At 58.8% G+C, this 16,264-nt stretch carries 14 protein-coding genes; 12 read left to right on the forward strand and 2 right to left on the reverse strand.

Translation table 11 applies throughout. The features are described 5' to 3' along the window. The first annotated feature begins 190 nt into the window (after window positions 1-190). The 7 genes from panD to ACMXYH_RS27825 all read left to right on the forward strand — a co-directional run bounded on the left by panD (window position 191) and on the right by ACMXYH_RS27825 (window position 10,059). The gene (gene panD / locus ACMXYH_RS27795; protein WP_008153310.1) at window positions 191-571 is read left to right on the forward strand and encodes an aspartate 1-decarboxylase; all 381 of its coding nucleotides are present in this window, start codon (window positions 191-193) and stop codon (window positions 569-571) included. Window positions 572-800: 229 nt separating this feature from the next. Next, window positions 801-2,465, forward strand: a complete 1,665-nt coding sequence (gene pgi, locus ACMXYH_RS27800) for a glucose-6-phosphate isomerase (protein ID WP_415765555.1) — start codon at window positions 801-803, stop codon at window positions 2,463-2,465. Window positions 2,466-2,656: 191 nt separating this feature from the next. Beyond that, window positions 2,657-4,594, forward strand: a complete 1,938-nt coding sequence (gene acs, locus ACMXYH_RS27805) for an acetate--CoA ligase (RefSeq protein ID WP_415765556.1) — start codon at window positions 2,657-2,659, stop codon at window positions 4,592-4,594. Between the two features lie 65 nt (window positions 4,595-4,659). Beyond that, window positions 4,660-5,532, forward strand: coding sequence for an oxygenase MpaB family protein (locus tag ACMXYH_RS27810; protein WP_415765557.1), 873 nt, complete (start codon window positions 4,660-4,662; stop codon window positions 5,530-5,532). Between the two features lie 169 nt (window positions 5,533-5,701). After that, window positions 5,702-6,718 (forward strand): class I SAM-dependent rRNA methyltransferase, encoded by a 1,017-nt coding sequence (locus ACMXYH_RS27815; protein ID WP_129441163.1) that lies wholly within the window; start codon window positions 5,702-5,704, stop codon window positions 6,716-6,718. A 105-nt stretch (window positions 6,719-6,823) separates the two neighbouring features. Further along, complete coding sequence (locus ACMXYH_RS27820; protein WP_415765558.1) at window positions 6,824-9,763, forward strand: DUF748 domain-containing protein; 2,940 nt, start codon at window positions 6,824-6,826, stop codon at window positions 9,761-9,763. Continuing rightward, window positions 9,763-10,059: a DUF2845 domain-containing protein gene (locus ACMXYH_RS27825; RefSeq protein WP_129441159.1), complete on the forward strand. Its 297-nt coding sequence runs from the start codon at window positions 9,763-9,765 to the stop codon at window positions 10,057-10,059. The genes ACMXYH_RS27820 and ACMXYH_RS27825 overlap by 1 nt, the downstream gene beginning before the upstream one ends. Before the next feature lie 283 nt (window positions 10,060-10,342). On the opposite strand, the gene ACMXYH_RS27830 is transcribed toward ACMXYH_RS27825, so the two are convergent. Then, window positions 10,343-10,696, reverse strand: a complete 354-nt coding sequence (locus ACMXYH_RS27830) for a BON domain-containing protein (RefSeq protein WP_129441155.1) — start codon at window positions 10,694-10,696, stop codon at window positions 10,343-10,345. A 318-nt stretch (window positions 10,697-11,014) separates the two neighbouring features. Continuing rightward, entirely contained in the window at window positions 11,015-11,425 is a 411-nt protein-coding gene (locus ACMXYH_RS27835; RefSeq protein WP_134422286.1) for a pilin, read from the reverse strand. A gap of 225 nt (window positions 11,426-11,650) precedes the next feature. On the opposite strand from ACMXYH_RS27835, the gene pilB reads away from it, so the two are divergent. The 5 genes from pilB to yacG are packed head-to-tail and all read left to right on the forward strand — an operon-like array spanning window position 11,651 to window position 16,262. Next, window positions 11,651-13,351, forward strand: a complete 1,701-nt coding sequence (gene pilB / locus ACMXYH_RS27840; protein ID WP_415765559.1) for a type IV-A pilus assembly ATPase PilB — start codon at window positions 11,651-11,653, stop codon at window positions 13,349-13,351. Between the two features lie 2 nt (window positions 13,352-13,353). Further along, window positions 13,354-14,571: a type II secretion system F family protein gene (locus tag ACMXYH_RS27845; RefSeq protein WP_415765560.1), complete on the forward strand. Its 1,218-nt coding sequence runs from the start codon at window positions 13,354-13,356 to the stop codon at window positions 14,569-14,571. Between the two features lies 1 nt (window position 14,572). Further along, window positions 14,573-15,445, forward strand: coding sequence for a prepilin peptidase (locus tag ACMXYH_RS27850; protein ID WP_415765561.1), 873 nt, complete (start codon window positions 14,573-14,575; stop codon window positions 15,443-15,445). Further along, entirely contained in the window at window positions 15,442-16,065 is a 624-nt protein-coding gene (gene coaE, locus ACMXYH_RS27855) for a dephospho-CoA kinase (RefSeq protein WP_415765562.1), read from the forward strand. Before ACMXYH_RS27850 ends, coaE begins: the two co-directional genes overlap by 4 nt. Beyond that, the gene (gene yacG / locus ACMXYH_RS27860) at window positions 16,062-16,262 is read left to right on the forward strand and encodes a DNA gyrase inhibitor YacG (protein WP_134422296.1); all 201 of its coding nucleotides are present in this window, start codon (window positions 16,062-16,064) and stop codon (window positions 16,260-16,262) included. The genes coaE and yacG overlap by 4 nt, the downstream gene beginning before the upstream one ends. Window positions 16,263-16,264: the final 2 nt, after the last annotated feature.

Consider the following 16,264-nt stretch of genomic DNA (forward strand, 5'->3'; position numbering starts at 1 on the left):
AATCCCCCTGTGGGAGCGGGCTTGCTCGCGAATGCGGTGGGTCATTCAGCAAAAATGTTGACTGACCCACCGCATTCGCGAGCAAGCCCGCTCCCACATTGGGTTTTGTGGTGGCTTCCAGTCTGTATTGATGCCCCTCAAGCCTTCGGGCAAACTGCCCGCCGTTCGATTCCGACCTGGGGAAACACTCATGCACGCCATCATGCTCAAGGCCAAGCTGCATCGCGCCGAAGTCACACACGCTGTACTCGATTACGAAGGTTCTTGCGCCATCGACGGCGAATGGCTGGACCTGTCCGGTATCCGTGAGTACGAACAGATCCAGATCTACAACATCGACAATGGTGAACGCTTCACCACCTACGCGATTCGTGGCGAAGAAGGTTCGCGCATGATCTCGGTCAACGGTGCAGCCGCACACAAGGCCAAGGTCGGTGACCGAGTGATCATTTGCGCATACGCCCACTACAGCGAAGCCGAGCTGCTCAATTTCAAGCCACGCATGCTCTACATGGCGCCGGGTAATGAACTGAGCCATACCAGCAATGCCATTCCGGTTCAGGTCGCCTGATCCAGTCTTAGCCCCTCCCCCTTCCGTTTGTCGGACCGTTCCCTGCTCGATGTATAAAAAAGTACCGGGAACGGGTCAGACAAAGTCAAGACAGATCGCAGCGCGAGGTTTACTGTATTCGCCCTGTGTCATGAAATCGTGTCGACGCAGTTGACCGGACGCCCACCCACAGCGCTCCGGTATTTTTAGTGTTCAAAAGGCCGTTCAAGTAAAAAGGAAACCCGCAGCGATGGCGTATTACCGCACCCCTCAAGACGTTACCGCTCTGCCCGCCTGGCAAGCGTTGAATGACCACCGCCAAGCCATGCAGGATTTCAGCATGCGCGAAGCCTTTAATGCCGATCCGCAGCGCTTTACCCAATTCACCCTCAGCAGCTGCGGCCTGTTTCTCGACTACTCGAAGAACCTGATCAACGCCCAGACCCGCGATCTGCTGGTGGGCCTGGCCAACGAAGTCGACCTCCAGGGCGCGATCAAAGCGCTGTTCGAAGGCGAAATCGTCAACTCCTCCGAAGGCCGTCCGGCCTTGCACACCGCGCTACGCCGTCCGGTCGGCGACAAGCTGAAGGTCAACGGCGTCAACGTGATGCCGGAAGTGCACAAGGTCCTGAACCAGATCACCGACCTCGTGGGCCGTATCCACGACGGTTTGTGGCGCGGTTACTCCGAGAAGCCGATCACTGACGTGGTGAACATCGGCATCGGGGGCTCGTTCCTCGGCCCGGAGCTGGTCTCCGAAGCGCTGCTGTCCTACGCCCAGAAGGGCGTGCGTTGCCATTACCTGGCGAACATCGACGGCAGTGAGTTCCACGAACTGACCATGAAACTGCGGGCCGAAACCACGCTGTTCATCGTTTCGTCAAAATCCTTCAACACCCTCGAAACCCTGAAGAATGCCCAGGCCGCACGCGCCTGGTACCTGGCTCAGGGTGGTTCGGAAGCCGAGCTGTACCGTCACTTCATCGCCGTATCCAGCAACAATGCAGCGGCGGTGGCATTCGGGATCCGCGAAGAAAACATCTTCCCGATGTGGGACTGGGTTGGCGGCCGTTACTCGCTGTGGTCGGCCATCGGTTTGCCAATCGCGTTGGCCATCGGCATGTCGAACTTCAAGGAGCTGCTGTCCGGTGCCTACACCATGGACCAGCATTTCCAGAGCGCGCCCTTTGACCAGAACATGCCGGTGTTGCTGGCCTTGCTCGGTGTCTGGTACGGCAACTTCTGGGGTGCACAGAGCCACGCGATCCTGCCGTACGACCACTACCTGCGCAACATCACCAAGCACTTGCAACAGCTGGACATGGAATCCAACGGCAAGAGCGTGCGCCAGGACGGCACTCCGGTGTCCACCGACACGGGCCCGGTGATCTGGGGCGGCGTCGGCTGCAACGGTCAGCATGCGTATCACCAGTTGCTGCACCAGGGCACTCAACTGATCCCGGCCGACTTCATCGTGCCGATCGTCAGCTTCAACCCTGTGTCCGACCACCACCAGTGGCTGTACGCCAACTGCCTGTCGCAAAGCCAGGCGCTGATGCTGGGCAAGACCCTTGCCGAGGCCGAAACCGAGTTGCGCGACAAGGGCATGAGCGAAGAAGAGGTGCACAAAATCGCACCGCAAAAGGTGATCCCGGGCAACCGTCCGAGCAACACCTTGGTGGTTGAGCGCATCAGCCCGCGTCGTCTCGGCGCATTGGTGGCGATGTACGAACACAAAGTCTTCGTGCAAAGCGTGATCTGGGGCATCAACGCCTTCGACCAGTGGGGCGTGGAGCTGGGTAAAGAGCTGGGCAAAGGCGTCTACAACCGCCTGGTCGGCAGCGAAGAAACCCCGGCTGACGATGCTTCAACCCAAGGCCTGATCAACTACTTCCGCGGTCGTCACCGCGGGTAAGTTACTTAGACCCGATCCCCTGTGGGAGCGAGCTTGCTCGCGATAGCGGACTGACAGTCAACATCTCTGTTGAATGTTATGCCGCCATCGCGAGCAAGCTCGCTCCCACAGTTGTTTTGTGTATGACTTGAACCCGTTGGTCACTCGGCGCATCTTTATTACTTGTCGCAAAACAAGAATAAGGAACCGTCATGTTCGATATCAGCACGTTCCCCCAAGCCGATGCCGTCCGCCGGGCTGCACAATTAAGTCAAGACGACTACAAGCGGCTGTACCGCCAATCCATCGAACACCCCAGCACCTTCTGGGCCGAACAGGCCACACGCTTTCTCGACTGGAGTAAGCCGTGGGATACCGTCCAGCGCTATAACCTGAAAACCGGTGAGGCGAGCTGGTTCGCCGGCGGAAAGTTGAATGTCAGTTACAACTGCATCGACCGTCACCTGGAAAAGCGCGGCGATCAAATTGCGATCATCTGGGAAGGCGACGACCCTGCCGAATCCGCGCAGATCACCTACAAAAAACTTCATCACAACGTCTGTCGCCTGGCCAATGTGCTCAAAAGCCGTGGCGTGAAGAAAGGCGACCGCGTGTGCATCTACATGCCGATGATCCCCGAAGCCGCCTACGCCATGCTCGCCTGCACGCGCATTGGTGCGGTGCATTCGGTGGTGTTCGGTGGTTTCTCTCCGGACTCTGTGCGTGACCGGATTCTCGATGCCGACTGCCGCACCGTGATCACCGCCGATGAAGGCGTGCGCGGCGGTAAAGTCGTGCCGCTCAAGCAGAAGGTCGACAAGGCGCTGCAAAGTTGTCCGAACGTCAGCACCGTCATCGTGGTCGAGCGCACTCAGGGCGAAGTGGACTGGGTCGAGGGCCGGGACATCTGGTATCACCAGGCACTGCGCGACGTCAGCGACGATTGCCCGCCTGAACCAATGGACGCCGAAGACCCGCTGTTTATCCTCTACACCTCCGGCAGCACCGGCAAACCCAAAGGCGTGCTGCACACCACCGGCGGCTACCTGCTGCAAGCGGCGATGACCTTCAAGTACGTGCTCGACTACCGTGACGACGAAGTCTTCTGGTGCACCGCCGATGTCGGCTGGGTCACCGGCCACAGCTACATCGTCTACGGTCCGTTGGCCAACGGCGCGACCACGCTGATCTTCGAAGGCGTGCCGAGCTACCCGAGCAGCTCACGCTTCTGGCAGGTGATCGACAAGCACCATGTGAACATTTTCTATACCGCCCCGACCGCCCTGCGCTCCCTGATGCGTGAAGGCCCCGAACCGTTGAAGGAAACTTCCCGCGCGAGCCTCAGATTACTCGGCAGTGTCGGTGAGCCCATCAACCCGGAAGCGTGGGAGTGGTACTTCAATGCTGTCGGCGAACAGCGTTGTCCGATCGTCGATACCTGGTGGCAGACCGAAACTGGCGGCATCATGCTCAGCCCTCTGGTCAGCGCTCAACGGATCAAACCCGGCTGCGCCACGCAACCGATGTTCGGCGTGCAACCGGTGTTGCTCGATGAAGCGGGCAAGGAAATCAAAGGCGCCGGCAGCGGCGTGCTGGCGATCAAGTCCAGTTGGCCGGCGCAGATCCGCAGCGTCTACGGCGACCCGCAACGAATGGTCGATACCTACTTCAAGCCCTACCCCGGTTACTACTTCACCGGCGACGGCGCCCGGCGCGATGAGGATGGCGATTACTGGATCACTGGGCGCATCGACGACGTGATCAACGTCTCCGGACACCGCATCGGCACCGCGGAAGTGGAAAGCGCGCTCGTGCTGCACGACAGCATCGCCGAAGCGGCGGTGGTCGGTTACCCCCACGACATCAAGGGTCAGGGCATCTACGCCTTCGTCACCCCCATGAACGGCACCGAGCCCAGTGACGAACTGAAGAAAGAACTGCTGGCTCACGTCAGCGAGGAAATCGGCAGCTTCGCCAAACCGGACCTGATCCAGTGGGCGCCGGCCTTGCCGAAAACCCGTTCGGGCAAGATCATGCGGCGCATTCTGCGCAAGATCGCCTGCAACGAACTGGACAGCCTGGGCGACACCTCGACCCTGGCTGACCCGAGCGTGGTCCAGGAGTTGGTCGATAAACGCCTGAACCAATAATCGCTTGTTTCAAAAGCCAGCGCGGCCGTTAATGGCCGCGCCTCCTTTTCCGCCACTGAGTCGCCATGGAATTCATTCGAACCCGCATCGAAACCCAGATCATGAGCCTGACCGGTCTGTCTCTGGGCAAGCTCGACCTGGAAAACCCCAAGGGTGATCCCGGCCTGTTCGGGCCCGATTCGGTGAGCTGGCAAGTGCATGGCGACTTCAGCAGCATGCTGATCGGTGGCATCAGCGCCTTGATGCTGCAAGCTCTACATCCACTGGCCCTGGCCGGGGTCTGGGACCATTCGAATTTTCGCGAGGACATGATCGGCCGACTGCGCCGCACCGGGCAGTTCATTTCCGGCACCACCTTCGGTTCGCGAAAGGACGCCGACTGGCTGATCGAGAAAGTCCGCACCATCCACCTGCAAGTGACCGGCACGGCACCGGATGGCCGGCCCTACGCCGCCAGTGATCCCGATCTGTTGACCTGGGTGCACGTGGCCGAAGTCAGCAACTTCCTCGCAGCCCATTTGCGTTACCGCAATCCGGACCTGTCCCTGGCTGATCAGGATCGTTACTACGCGGAAATCGCGCTGGTTGCCGAACGGCTCGGCGCCCGTGACGTGCCGCGTTCACGTCAGGAGATTGCCGATTACCTTGAGCGCATTCGTCCACAGCTGCTGTGCGATGAGCGCAGTCGCGAAGTGTTACGGCTGTTGTTGAACGCCCCGTCCCCCAGCCGTTTGGCCAAACCTTTCGGCGGTTTGATGATGCAGGCCGGGATCGACCTGCTGCCGGACTGGGCCAGTGACATGCTGGGTGTCCAACAGAGCCCGCTGCAACGCAAGCTGATCCGCGCCGGCGTCAACCGCAGCACGCCGATGCTGCGTTGGGCGGTGCGTAACGGCTCGGTGCACCGGGCCAAACGACGGATGGGGTTGCTCAGCTAGAAAGAGCTGAAAAGCTTCGTCGGATCGCCGCCCGGAGCAAGCCCGCACATTGGACTGATGAACGACACAAATCCCCTGTGGGAGCGAGCTTGCTCGCGAAGGCAGCACCGCGGTCCCGCGCCAAGCTGTTAAACTCCCGCGCCAAATTCCCTCCTGCAAGGCGCCCAGCATGTCTTCCTTGAATCAGGCGCTGCGCGCCGCCCTCGATCGTCGTCAGGACCTGCTGGCCGAACTGCATCAGCAAGGCACCGATTGCTATCGCTTGTTCCACGGCAGCCAGGAAGGCGCCGGCGGCCTGACAATCGACCGCTACGGCCCGCAATTGCTGGTGCAAAGCTTTCACCAGTCGCTGGAGCGAGACGCACTGCTGCAACTGCACGACACCCTCAATCAGCACCTGGGCCTCGAGACGCTGCTGGTCTACAACGATCGCTCCCGTGGCAACTCGCGTATCGACCGCGAAGACACCGTCTACCGCGCCGACGAAGCCGCCCTGCAAGACTTGATCGGCCACGAATGGGGCTTGAATTACCGGGTTCGCGGCCGCCACGCCGGCCAGGATCCGCTGCTGTTCCTCGACTTGCGCAACACGCGCGGCTGGGTCAAGCAGCACAGCAAAAACAAAAGTGTGCTGAACCTCTTCGCCTACACCTGTGGCGTCGGCCTGAGTGCTGCGGCCGGTGGCGCGAGCGAAGTCTGCAACCTCGACTTCGCTGAAGGCAACCTGGCCGTCGGCCGTGAGAACGGCCTGCTCAATCCGCAGTTGCCGACCATGGACTTCATCCAGTCCGACTACTTCCCGGCAATCCGCCAATTGGCCGGCCTACCGATCAGCCAGCGCCGCGGGCAAAAACTGCCGAGCTATCAGCGTCTGGAACAGCGTCAGTACGACCTGGTGCTGCTGGACCCGCCGGCCTGGGCCAAGAGCGCTTTCGGCACCGTCGACTTGCTGCGCGACTATCAGAGCCTGCTCAAACCCGCGCTGCTGACCACCGCCGACAATGGCGTGCTGATCTGCTGCAACAACCTCGCAAAAGTCAGCATGGACGACTGGCGCGAGCAAGTTTTGCGCTGTGCAGAGAAAGCCGGCCGGCCGGTGCGCGAGTGGACCGTGATGAAACCAGGCGGCGATTTTCCGTCAATGGATGAGCAGCCGCCGCTGAAAACCCTGATTCTGCAGCTCTGAGATTCGTCCGAAAAATCAGATAAATCCTATAAAGCATGATCACTTCGGAACCGCAAACGCGTGCCATACTCCAACGCACTCCGATTCAGACAGATGAAGCCACACATGCCCAAAGGATTGATTCGCGCTATTGGCGCTCTGTTGACCGCTCTAGCCCTCTACAGCCTGCTGGGGTTTCTGATTTTGCCGGGCATCGCGTTACGGGTGGCCAATCAACAATTGGCCAGTTACGCAACGACGCCCGCCACGATTTCGCGGATCGAACTCAACCCGTTCAGCCTTGAAGTCACCCTTTGGGGACTGATCATCGGCGAGCCGGGCAAGGAACAGGTCGGCTTCGAGCGACTATATGCCAACTTGCAAATCGACAGCCTCTGGACCAAGGCGCTGCACCTGTCCGATATCGAAATCGACAAACCCAAGACCGAAATCCTCTTCGGCAAGGACGGTAAGCTCAATCTGCTTGGCCTGTTCAAAATCCCCGCCAGTGAACCGACCCCGGCCGACCCGAACGCCAAACCGTTCCCGTTGCGCATCGAGCGGACCAAACTGGCCGACGGCTATGTGCACTTCCAGGATGCACGGCCCAGCGAGCCGATCGAATTCCTCTACGACAAACTCGACTTCGAGCTGAAGAACCTCAGCACCCTGCCAGAAGATAACGCCGACATGACCCTGGTGGCCGTCGGCCCTGCCGGTGGACAGATCGACTGGACCGGCAATTTCAGCCTGATCCCGATTGCCTCCGAAGGTAAGTTGAAAGTCACCGATGGCAACATGAAAGTCTGGTGGCCATACGTGCGCGATTCGGTGCCGCTGGATCTGGAAAACGGCACCCTGAACCTGAGCACCGATTACAAGCTGAACCTGTCCAAAGAAACCGAATTACTGCTGAGCAACGTCGCCGTCAGCGTCGCGCCTTTCAACATCAAGGCACCGGACGGTCGGCCGCTGGCGAAGCTTGGGCGGCTGGACATCAGCGAAACCACCGTAGACCTGGCCAAGCAGCAAGTGGTCGTCGGCAAGATCCGCAGCCAGAAACTGGAAACCTGGGCCGCCCTTGAAGCCGACGGGCAACTCGATTGGCAGAAACTGTTCGCCAGCCAACCGTCCAAAGCAGCCGCCAAAGCCAAAGCCGAACCGGCCACCACCCCGGCAGCTGCCGATTCACCGAAACCCGAACCGGCGCCACCGAGCAAACCATGGCAGGTGCTGCTCAAAGACGTGCAACTGCGCGATTACCAGGTGCATCTGGCTGATCGCAAGGCGCAACCCGCCGTGGCGCTGGACGTCGGCCCGCTGAACCTGGACCTGCAGAATTTCGACAGCCTCAATGGCTCGCCTTTTAACCTCAAGCTCGATACGGGCGTGGGCAAGCAAGGCAAGATCACGGCAGACGGTATCGTCAATCTCGCCCCGGTCAGCGCCAAGTTAAAAGTACAAACCAAGGACATCGACCTGCGCGTCGCCCAGTCCTACATCACCCCGTTCATTCGCCTGGAACTGCGCAGCGGCATGCTCGGCAGTGATCTGGCGGTCGATCTGAAAAGCACCGAGCCGCTGGCATTCAGCGTCACAGGCAAAGCTCAGGTCGATCAACTGCATACCCTCGACACCCTCAAAACCCGCGACTTCCTCAAGTGGCAGCAGTTGGTGCTCGAAGGCCTGAATTATCAGCACGGCGATAGCCTGTCGATCGACAAGGTCAAACTGTTCCAGCCTTATGCCCGCTTCATGATCAACGATGACCGCACCACTAACATCGATGATCTGCTGATTCCGCAACCGCCCGACTCCGGCGCCAAAACGGCTGCTGCCAAACCTGCCGGCAAGGAAAAACCGCTGGGCATCCACATTGGCGGCATTGCCATCAATGACGGTTCGGCGAACTTCGCCGACTTCAGCCTGACCCCGAACTTCGCCACCGCCGTGCAACAACTCAACGGCCAGATCGGCACCATCGACAGCCGTCAGGCGAAACCAGCCAGTGTCGATATCAAAGGCAAGGTCGACCGCTATGCACCGGTCACCATCAAGGGCTCGGTCAACCCGTTCGACCCGATGGCCAGCCTCGACATCGCCACCAGCTTCAAACGTGTTGAACTGACCACGCTGACGCCCTACTCCGGCAAGTTCGCCGGCTACCGCATCCGCAAGGGCCGACTCAATCTCGACCTGCATTACCTGATCACCAAGGGCCAGCTCAAGGCCGAAAACAAAGTGGTGGTCGAGCAGCTGCAACTGGGTGAGAAAGTCGACAGTCCGGACGCCGTGAGCCTGCCGCTGAAACTGGCGATCGCGTTGCTCAAGGACGTCGACGGCAAGATTTCCATTGAACTGCCGGTGACCGGCGACCTGAACAACCCGCAGTTCAGCATCATGCCGATTGTCTGGCAGACCTTGCGCAACCTGATCGTCAAAGCTGCTGCGGCGCCATTCAAAATGATTGGCGGGCTGGTCAGAGGCGGCGGCTCGGAAGATCTGGGCACTGTCTCGTTTGCGCCGGGTTCAAGCGACCTGAGCAAGGATGCCGAGGGTTCGTTGGTCAAACTGTCCCAGGCCCTCAAGGAACGTCCGGCCTTGCGCCTGGAAATCGAAGGCACGGCTGCCGCAAGCAGCGATGGCCCACTGATCGCCGAGCAACGTCTGGAACGGGAATACCAATACAACTACTACAAAATGCTCCAGCGCCGCGGTGACAAAGTGCCGGCTCAGGCCTCGCTGGTGCAAGTACCGGACAACGAGAAGGGTTCGCTGCTGGAAGGAATTTACCGCACGCGCCTGAAGACGCAGCCGCCCGCCGAGTGGAAGGATCTTGGCAAGGAAGAACGCACGGTAAAAATGCGCGAAGGCGTGATCAAGTTCTGGAGTTCCAGCGACGTGCTGTTGCGTCAGTTGGGTCAGGAACGCGCCAGCAGCATCAAGGACTATCTGGTCGACAAGGGTCAGCTGGCCGATGACCGCGTGTACTTCATCGACGCTAACCTCGGCGAAGCACAAAGTGACGGCCGAGTGGTTACGCCGCTGCATCTGGACGCCGAGTGATGGGCGCGAAATGGCTGATGTACCTGGCACTGGCAATGGCTGCCAGTCAGGCCTCGGCAGCCGATACCCTACGCTGCGGCAGTCAATTGGTCAGTGTCGGGGACAGGTCCAGCGAAGTACTGCAGAAATGCGGTGAACCGGTCAGCCGTGATCTGTTGGGCTACAAGCGCAGCGCTAACCGGCGGGAAGAGTTTCAAGTCGAGGAATGGACCTACGGGCCCAACGGCGGGATGTATCAGTACCTGCGTTTTGAAGGTAATCGCTTGAAGCAGATCACCAGCAAGCGTGGTAACTGAACTCACCACGATCTTATGTGGGCACAATTTAATGTGGGAGCGGGCTTGCTCGCGAAGAGGGCTTAACATTCAACAAAAATGTTGGCTGTCAGGCCGCGTTCGCGAGCAAGCCCGCTCCCACATGTGCTTTGCGTTGACCCAAATAGAACAGGCCCCGACACGAATGCCGAGGCCTGTAATGGCCACATCCTTATGGCCTTTCGCATGAACTCTCCAGAGGCGGCTGACGTATTGCTCGGCCCGCCTGCCGCGCCTTCTCCCAGTCCAGGCGAGAAGTCTTGCCTTACTCGGCTTTCAGGCCGTCAGCGGAGACCGCTTTGACGCCTTTGATTTTCTTGGCAATGGCCACTGCGGTGGTTTTCTGAGCGTCTGTCACCGCAACGGTGGACGACAGGGATACAACGCCTTTGTTGGTTTCGACTTTAATGTCGGTACCAGGAATGCCTTTTTCAGTCACCAGGTCTGCTTTGACTTTGGTAGTGATCCAGGTATCGGAAGTGGATTCTTTAGCCTTAGTCATTTCACCCGCCGCCAGAGTCATCGGGGCTTGGGTGGTGGTGGTCTGTGCAAATGCAGCGTTGGCCATGGTCAGGGTCAGCGCGGTAGCAGTAGCGGCAGCGATAGCGAACTTCTTCATACGAGTAACTCCTGTTTTTCATAAAGTCTGCTGCGTGTCTTGTCAGCAGGGTTACCAGAGATATTGCGAACGCTGTGCCAACTTTCGGCCAAGCAATAAACCGTTATAAATCAGTATCTTATAAAAACAGAGGATTTTCGAAATCATGCAAAATGCATGACTGCGAGATTCTCTACATGCAAGTTGCGGGTTTTGTCGCAGGCCTAAGGCCATGAAATGTCGGGATTTTCTTGATTATTTGAATCGACCCCTCAAATGACGAACAAAAAAATGCCCCGCGTTGTGAATCGCGGGGCATGGGACAGGCTTGGAATTGGATCAGACGCCAGGGCAACCGTTAGGCGCGTACTCTTTGAGTACTGTCGAGGCGCAAGTCCAGCCACCGTCAAGCGTGCGCGAAAGCGTGATGGTCTTGCCGGCCACCAGGCCGTTTGCATTGAGGATCGTGCAGCCAATACTGCCAACACCGGTAGCGACGGTGCCCGCCACCGCAATCGTGCAATTACCTGTGGTCGCGTTAACGCCCATCAGAGCAAGGGTGGGGGCGTTACCTTGATTGATAATGTCTTCGTAAGAGACCTTCAGTGCCGATATTTCAGCAAGACCTGCAGTTACTTTCGCCCGCGATTGATACTTCGAATATTGCGGTAGCGCAACCGTCGCCAGGATCCCGATTATCGCCACCACGATCAACAGCTCGATAAGCGTAAAACCTTTCTGAGTATTCATAGACAAGCTCCATGCATGAGTCGAAATCTCATGATCTGAATTAGCCGCAGCACAGCCCATGCCAAGCCCTTCACCCCGTGTTGGCGGGGCGTGCGAGCGACACAAACCCCTTTCCTACCCCCAGAATCCGCACTATCTGACACTTTTTGTCCCCTGAACGTCGCTGGTTTGGTTCCTCCGCTTGACTAGGCTATAAGTCATGAACTGTCTGCGCTTGGAATCCCAATGAATGACATCGCCCTTAGCGGTCTGACCAAGCAATTGGTCCTGGCCGAACTGCTCACTGACAAAAGCGCGCAACAGGCGTATCAGCAAGCCCAACGTGATAAAACCCCGCTAGTCACCTATTTGGTGCAGAACAAGCTGGTGAAAAGCCGCCTGGTCGCCGAGATCGCGTCGGAACACTTCGGCATGACCTTGCTCGACCTCAACTGCCTGGACAAGGAAACCCAACCCAAGGGTCTGGTCAGCGAGAAACTGATCCGCCAGCACCACGCCTTGCCCCTCTGGCGACGCGGCAACAAACTGTTCGTGGGCGTTTCCGACCCGACCAATCACCAGGCCATCAATGACATCCAGTTCAGCACCGGGCTCAATACCGAAGCCATTCTGGTTGAAGACGACAAGCTCACCGATGCCATCGAAAAATTCTTCGACAGCCCTAGCACCGGCCTGGAAGACATGGCCGATGTCGACCTTGATGGTGTGGACATCGAGTCGATCGATGACAACAAACAGGATTCCATTGGCGGACAAGACGCCGACGACGCACCCGTGGTGCGCTTCGTCCACAAGATGTTGCTCGACGCGATCAAGAGCGGCTCTTCCGACCTGCATTTCGAGCCCTACGAAAAAACCTACCGCGTGCGGATGCGCACCGACGGCATGCTGCGTGAAGTCGCCAAGCCGCCGATTCAACTGGCCAACCGCATCGCCTCGAGACTGAAAGTCATGGCCAGTCTCGACATCTCGGAACGGCGTCGGCCCCAGGACGGGCGGATCAAGATGCGCCTGTCCAAGAGCAAATCCATAGACTTCCGGGTCAACACCCTGCCGACCCTATGGGGCGAGAAAGTGGTAATCCGGATCCTCGACCCGTCCAGCGCTCAAATGGGCATCGACGCCCTCGGCTATGAGCCGGACCAGAAAGACCTGTACATGGCCGCCCTCAAGCAGCCACAGGGGATGATTCTGGTGACCGGGCCCACCGGTTCGGGTAAAACCGTGTCGCTCTACACCGGGCTGAACATTCTCAATACCGTGGACATCAACATTTCCACCGCCGAAGACCCGGTGGAGATCAACATGGAAGGCATCAACCAGGTCAACGTCAATCCCAAACAGGGAATGGATTTCGCCCAGGCGCTGCGCTCATTTCTGCGACAGGACCCGGACGTGATCATGGTTGGCGAGATTCGTGACCTCGAAACCGCAGAAATAGCCATCAAGGCCGCCCAGACCGGGCACCTGGTGCTGTCGACCCTGCACACCAACAGCGCCGCCGAAACCCTGACACGCCTGCACAACATGGGCATCCAGGGGTTCAACATTGCTACCTCGGTCAGCCTGATCATCGCCCAGCGCCTGGCGCGCAAGCTATGCAGCCATTGCAAGAAACCCATCGAGATTCCCCGGGAGGCGCTGCTCAAGGAAGGCTTCCCCGAGGAACGGATCGGCTCATTCACGATCTATGAGCCAGTCGGTTGCGATCACTGCAACAACGGTTACAAAGGGCGAGTAGGGATTTATGAAGTGGTGAAGAATACCCCGGACCTGCAACGGCTGATCATGGCCGAAGGCAACTCACTGGAAATCGACATCCAGATGCGTAAAGACGGCTTCAACGACCTGCGGACGTCGGGCCTGCTCAAAGCCATGCAAGGCATCACCAGCCTTGAAGAAATCAACCGGGTCACCAAGGACTGAATATGGCGGTCAAAGCAGCAAAAATCAGCGTCTACGCCTGGGAAGGTACAGACCGCAAAGGCACCAAAGTGACGGGAGAGTTGAGCGGTCAGAACCCGGCGTTGATCAAGGCCCAGTTGCGCAAGCAGGGCATCAACCCCGGCAAGGTGCGCAAGAAGTCCACCTCGATTTTCAACCTGGGCAAGCGCATCAAGGCCCAGGACATTGCTCTGTTCACCCGGCAGATGGCGACCATGATGAAAGCCGGCGTACCGCTGTTGCAGTCCTTCGACATCATCGGTGAAGGCTTCGATAACCCGGCCATGCGCACACTGATCGACGAGGTAAAACAGGAAGTCGCGGCGGGTAACAGCTTCGCCGCTTCCCTGCGCAAAAAGCCTCAGTATTTCGATGAGCTGTACTGCAACCTGGTAGATGCCGGCGAGCAGGCCGGTGCCCTCGATACCCTGCTGGATAGAGTGGCGACCTATAAGGAAAAGAGCGAAAGCCTCAAGGCCAAGATCAAGAAAGCCATGACCTACCCACTGGCGGTGGTGTTTGTCGCGATCATTGTGACCGGGATTCTGCTGGTCAAAGTGGTGCCGCAGTTCGAATCGGTATTCAAAGGGTTTGGCGCCGAATTGCCAGCCTTCACGGTGATGGTCATCGGCCTCTCGGAATTCATGCAGGACTGGTGGTGGGCGATGCTCGGCGTGCTGATCGCGGCCATCTTCGGTGTGCGCCACGCCTTTAAAACGTCGCAAGCCTTTCGGGACCGAATGGACACCTGGCTGCTGAAATTGCCGCTAATTGGCACGCTGATGTACAAGTCCGCCGTGGCCCGTTACGCCCGCACGCTGTCGACTACCTTTGCGGCAGGTGTGCCACTGGTGGAAGCCCTGGATTCGGTGGCCGGCGCTACCGGCAACATCGTGTTCAAGCGCGCGGTGCTGCGCATCAAGCAGGATGTATCCACTGGCATGCAACTGAACTTCTCCATGCGTGCCTCCGGTATCTTTCCGAATATGGCGATCCAGATGACCGCCATCGGCGAAGAGTCCGGCGCACTGGACGATATGCTCGACAAGGTCGCGAGCTTCTATGAGGACGAAGTGGACAACATGGTCGATAACCTCAGCAGCCTGATGGAGCCGTTCATCATGGTGGTGCTGGGTGTTATCGTCGGTGGTCTGGTGGTTGCGATGTACCTGCCCATCTTCCAACTTGGCTCAGCGATCTGACATGCCCTTTAACGACATTCTGACCCTCTACCCGTTGACCTTCGTAATCTCAGCCATGTTGGTCGGCCTGCTGATTGGCAGCTTTCTCAACGTGGTGGTCTGGCGCCTGCCAAAAATGCTTGACCGCGAATGGCGTGAGGAGGCTCGTGAAGTGTTGGGCTTGCCAGGCGAAACACCGCTATCGACCTTCAACCTGATGCTGCCCCATTCCCGGTGCCCACATTGCGGCCATCAAATCCGCGCCTGGGAAAATATTCCGGTGCTCAGTTATCTGCTCTTACGGGGTCGATGCTCGAACTGCACGGCAGCCATCAGCAAACGCTACCCGCTGACCGAACTGGCCTGCGGTCTGCTCTCGGCGTTCATCGCCTGGCATTTCGGTTTCGGCTGGCAGGCCTGCATGGCGCTGCTCCTGAGCTGGGGGTTGCTGACGATGAGCCTGATCGACGCCGAACATCAACTGTTGCCGGATGTGCTGGTGCTGCCACTGATATGGCTGGGGCTGATCGTCAACAGCTTCGGGCTCTTCGTGTCCTTGCATGATGCATTGTGGGGCGCGGTGGCCGGCTATATGGCGTTGTGGACAGTGTTCTGGCTGTTCAAGCTGATCACCGGCAAGGACGGCATGGGCCACGGTGATTTCAAGCTGTTAGCGATGTTCGGCGCCTGGGGTGGCTGGCAGATCTTGCCTCTGACCATCCTGTTATCGTCGATGGTGGGCGCCGTTGTCGGCGTGATTTTGCTGCGTTTGCGCAACGCGAAAACCTCCGCGCCGATCCCCTTCGGACCCTTTCTGGCAATTGCCGGCTGGATTGCCTTGCTCTGGGGTGGTCAAATAACCGACTTCTATTGGCAGTTTGTCGGTTTGAAATGAATACCCCTGTGGAAAAACCCTGGATTCTCGGCCTGACCGGCGGCATCGGCAGCGGCAAAAGCGCGGCTGCCCAGCACTTCATCAACCTCGGCGTGCACGTGGTGGACGCTGATCATGCGGCGCGTTGGGTGGTGGAACCGGGGCGCCCGGCGCTGGCCAGGATCGCCGAACACTTCGGCCCCGGCGTATTGCAAGCCGACGGGCAGCTGGATCGCGCGGCGTTGCGTAAACTGATCTTCGAAGTGCCAGAGGAACGCCGCTGGCTCGAAGCGTTGCTGCATCCGCTGATCGCCAAGGAAATCGCCGATCATCTGGCCAAGGCACAATCGCCTTACGCGATTCTGGTTTCGCCGCTGCTGATCGAGTCCGGGCAGTACGCCATGACCCAACGGGTTCTGGTGATCGATGCCCCGGAACAACTACAGATCGAGCGCACCCTGCAGCGTGACCAGACCAGCGAGCAACAGGTCCAGGCGATCCTCAAGGCCCAATCCAGCCGACAGGACCGCGTGAGCCACGCCAACGATGTGGTGGTCAACGACCGCGACCTCGCCTGGCTGCACAGCGAGGTTGAACGCCTGCATCACTTTTACCTTACTTTGCGTGGAGGCCAGTCATGAGCCAAACCCCAACCGTCGAATGCCCAACCTGCGGCGCCCCTGTTGAATGGAGCCCAGAAAGCACCTTCCGGCCGTTTTGTTCGGACCGTTGCAAACTGATCGACCTGGGCGCCTGGGCTTCGGAAGAACACAAGATTCCGGTCAGCCCGGATGCCGAAGACGAACTGTTCAGCGAAGACTTCGACCCGCGTCACTGATC

Origin of the sequence: Pseudomonas frigoris (genome assembly GCF_047758635.1) — a bacterium.
Taxonomy (GTDB): Bacteria; Pseudomonadota; Gammaproteobacteria; order Pseudomonadales; family Pseudomonadaceae; genus Aquipseudomonas; species Aquipseudomonas frigoris.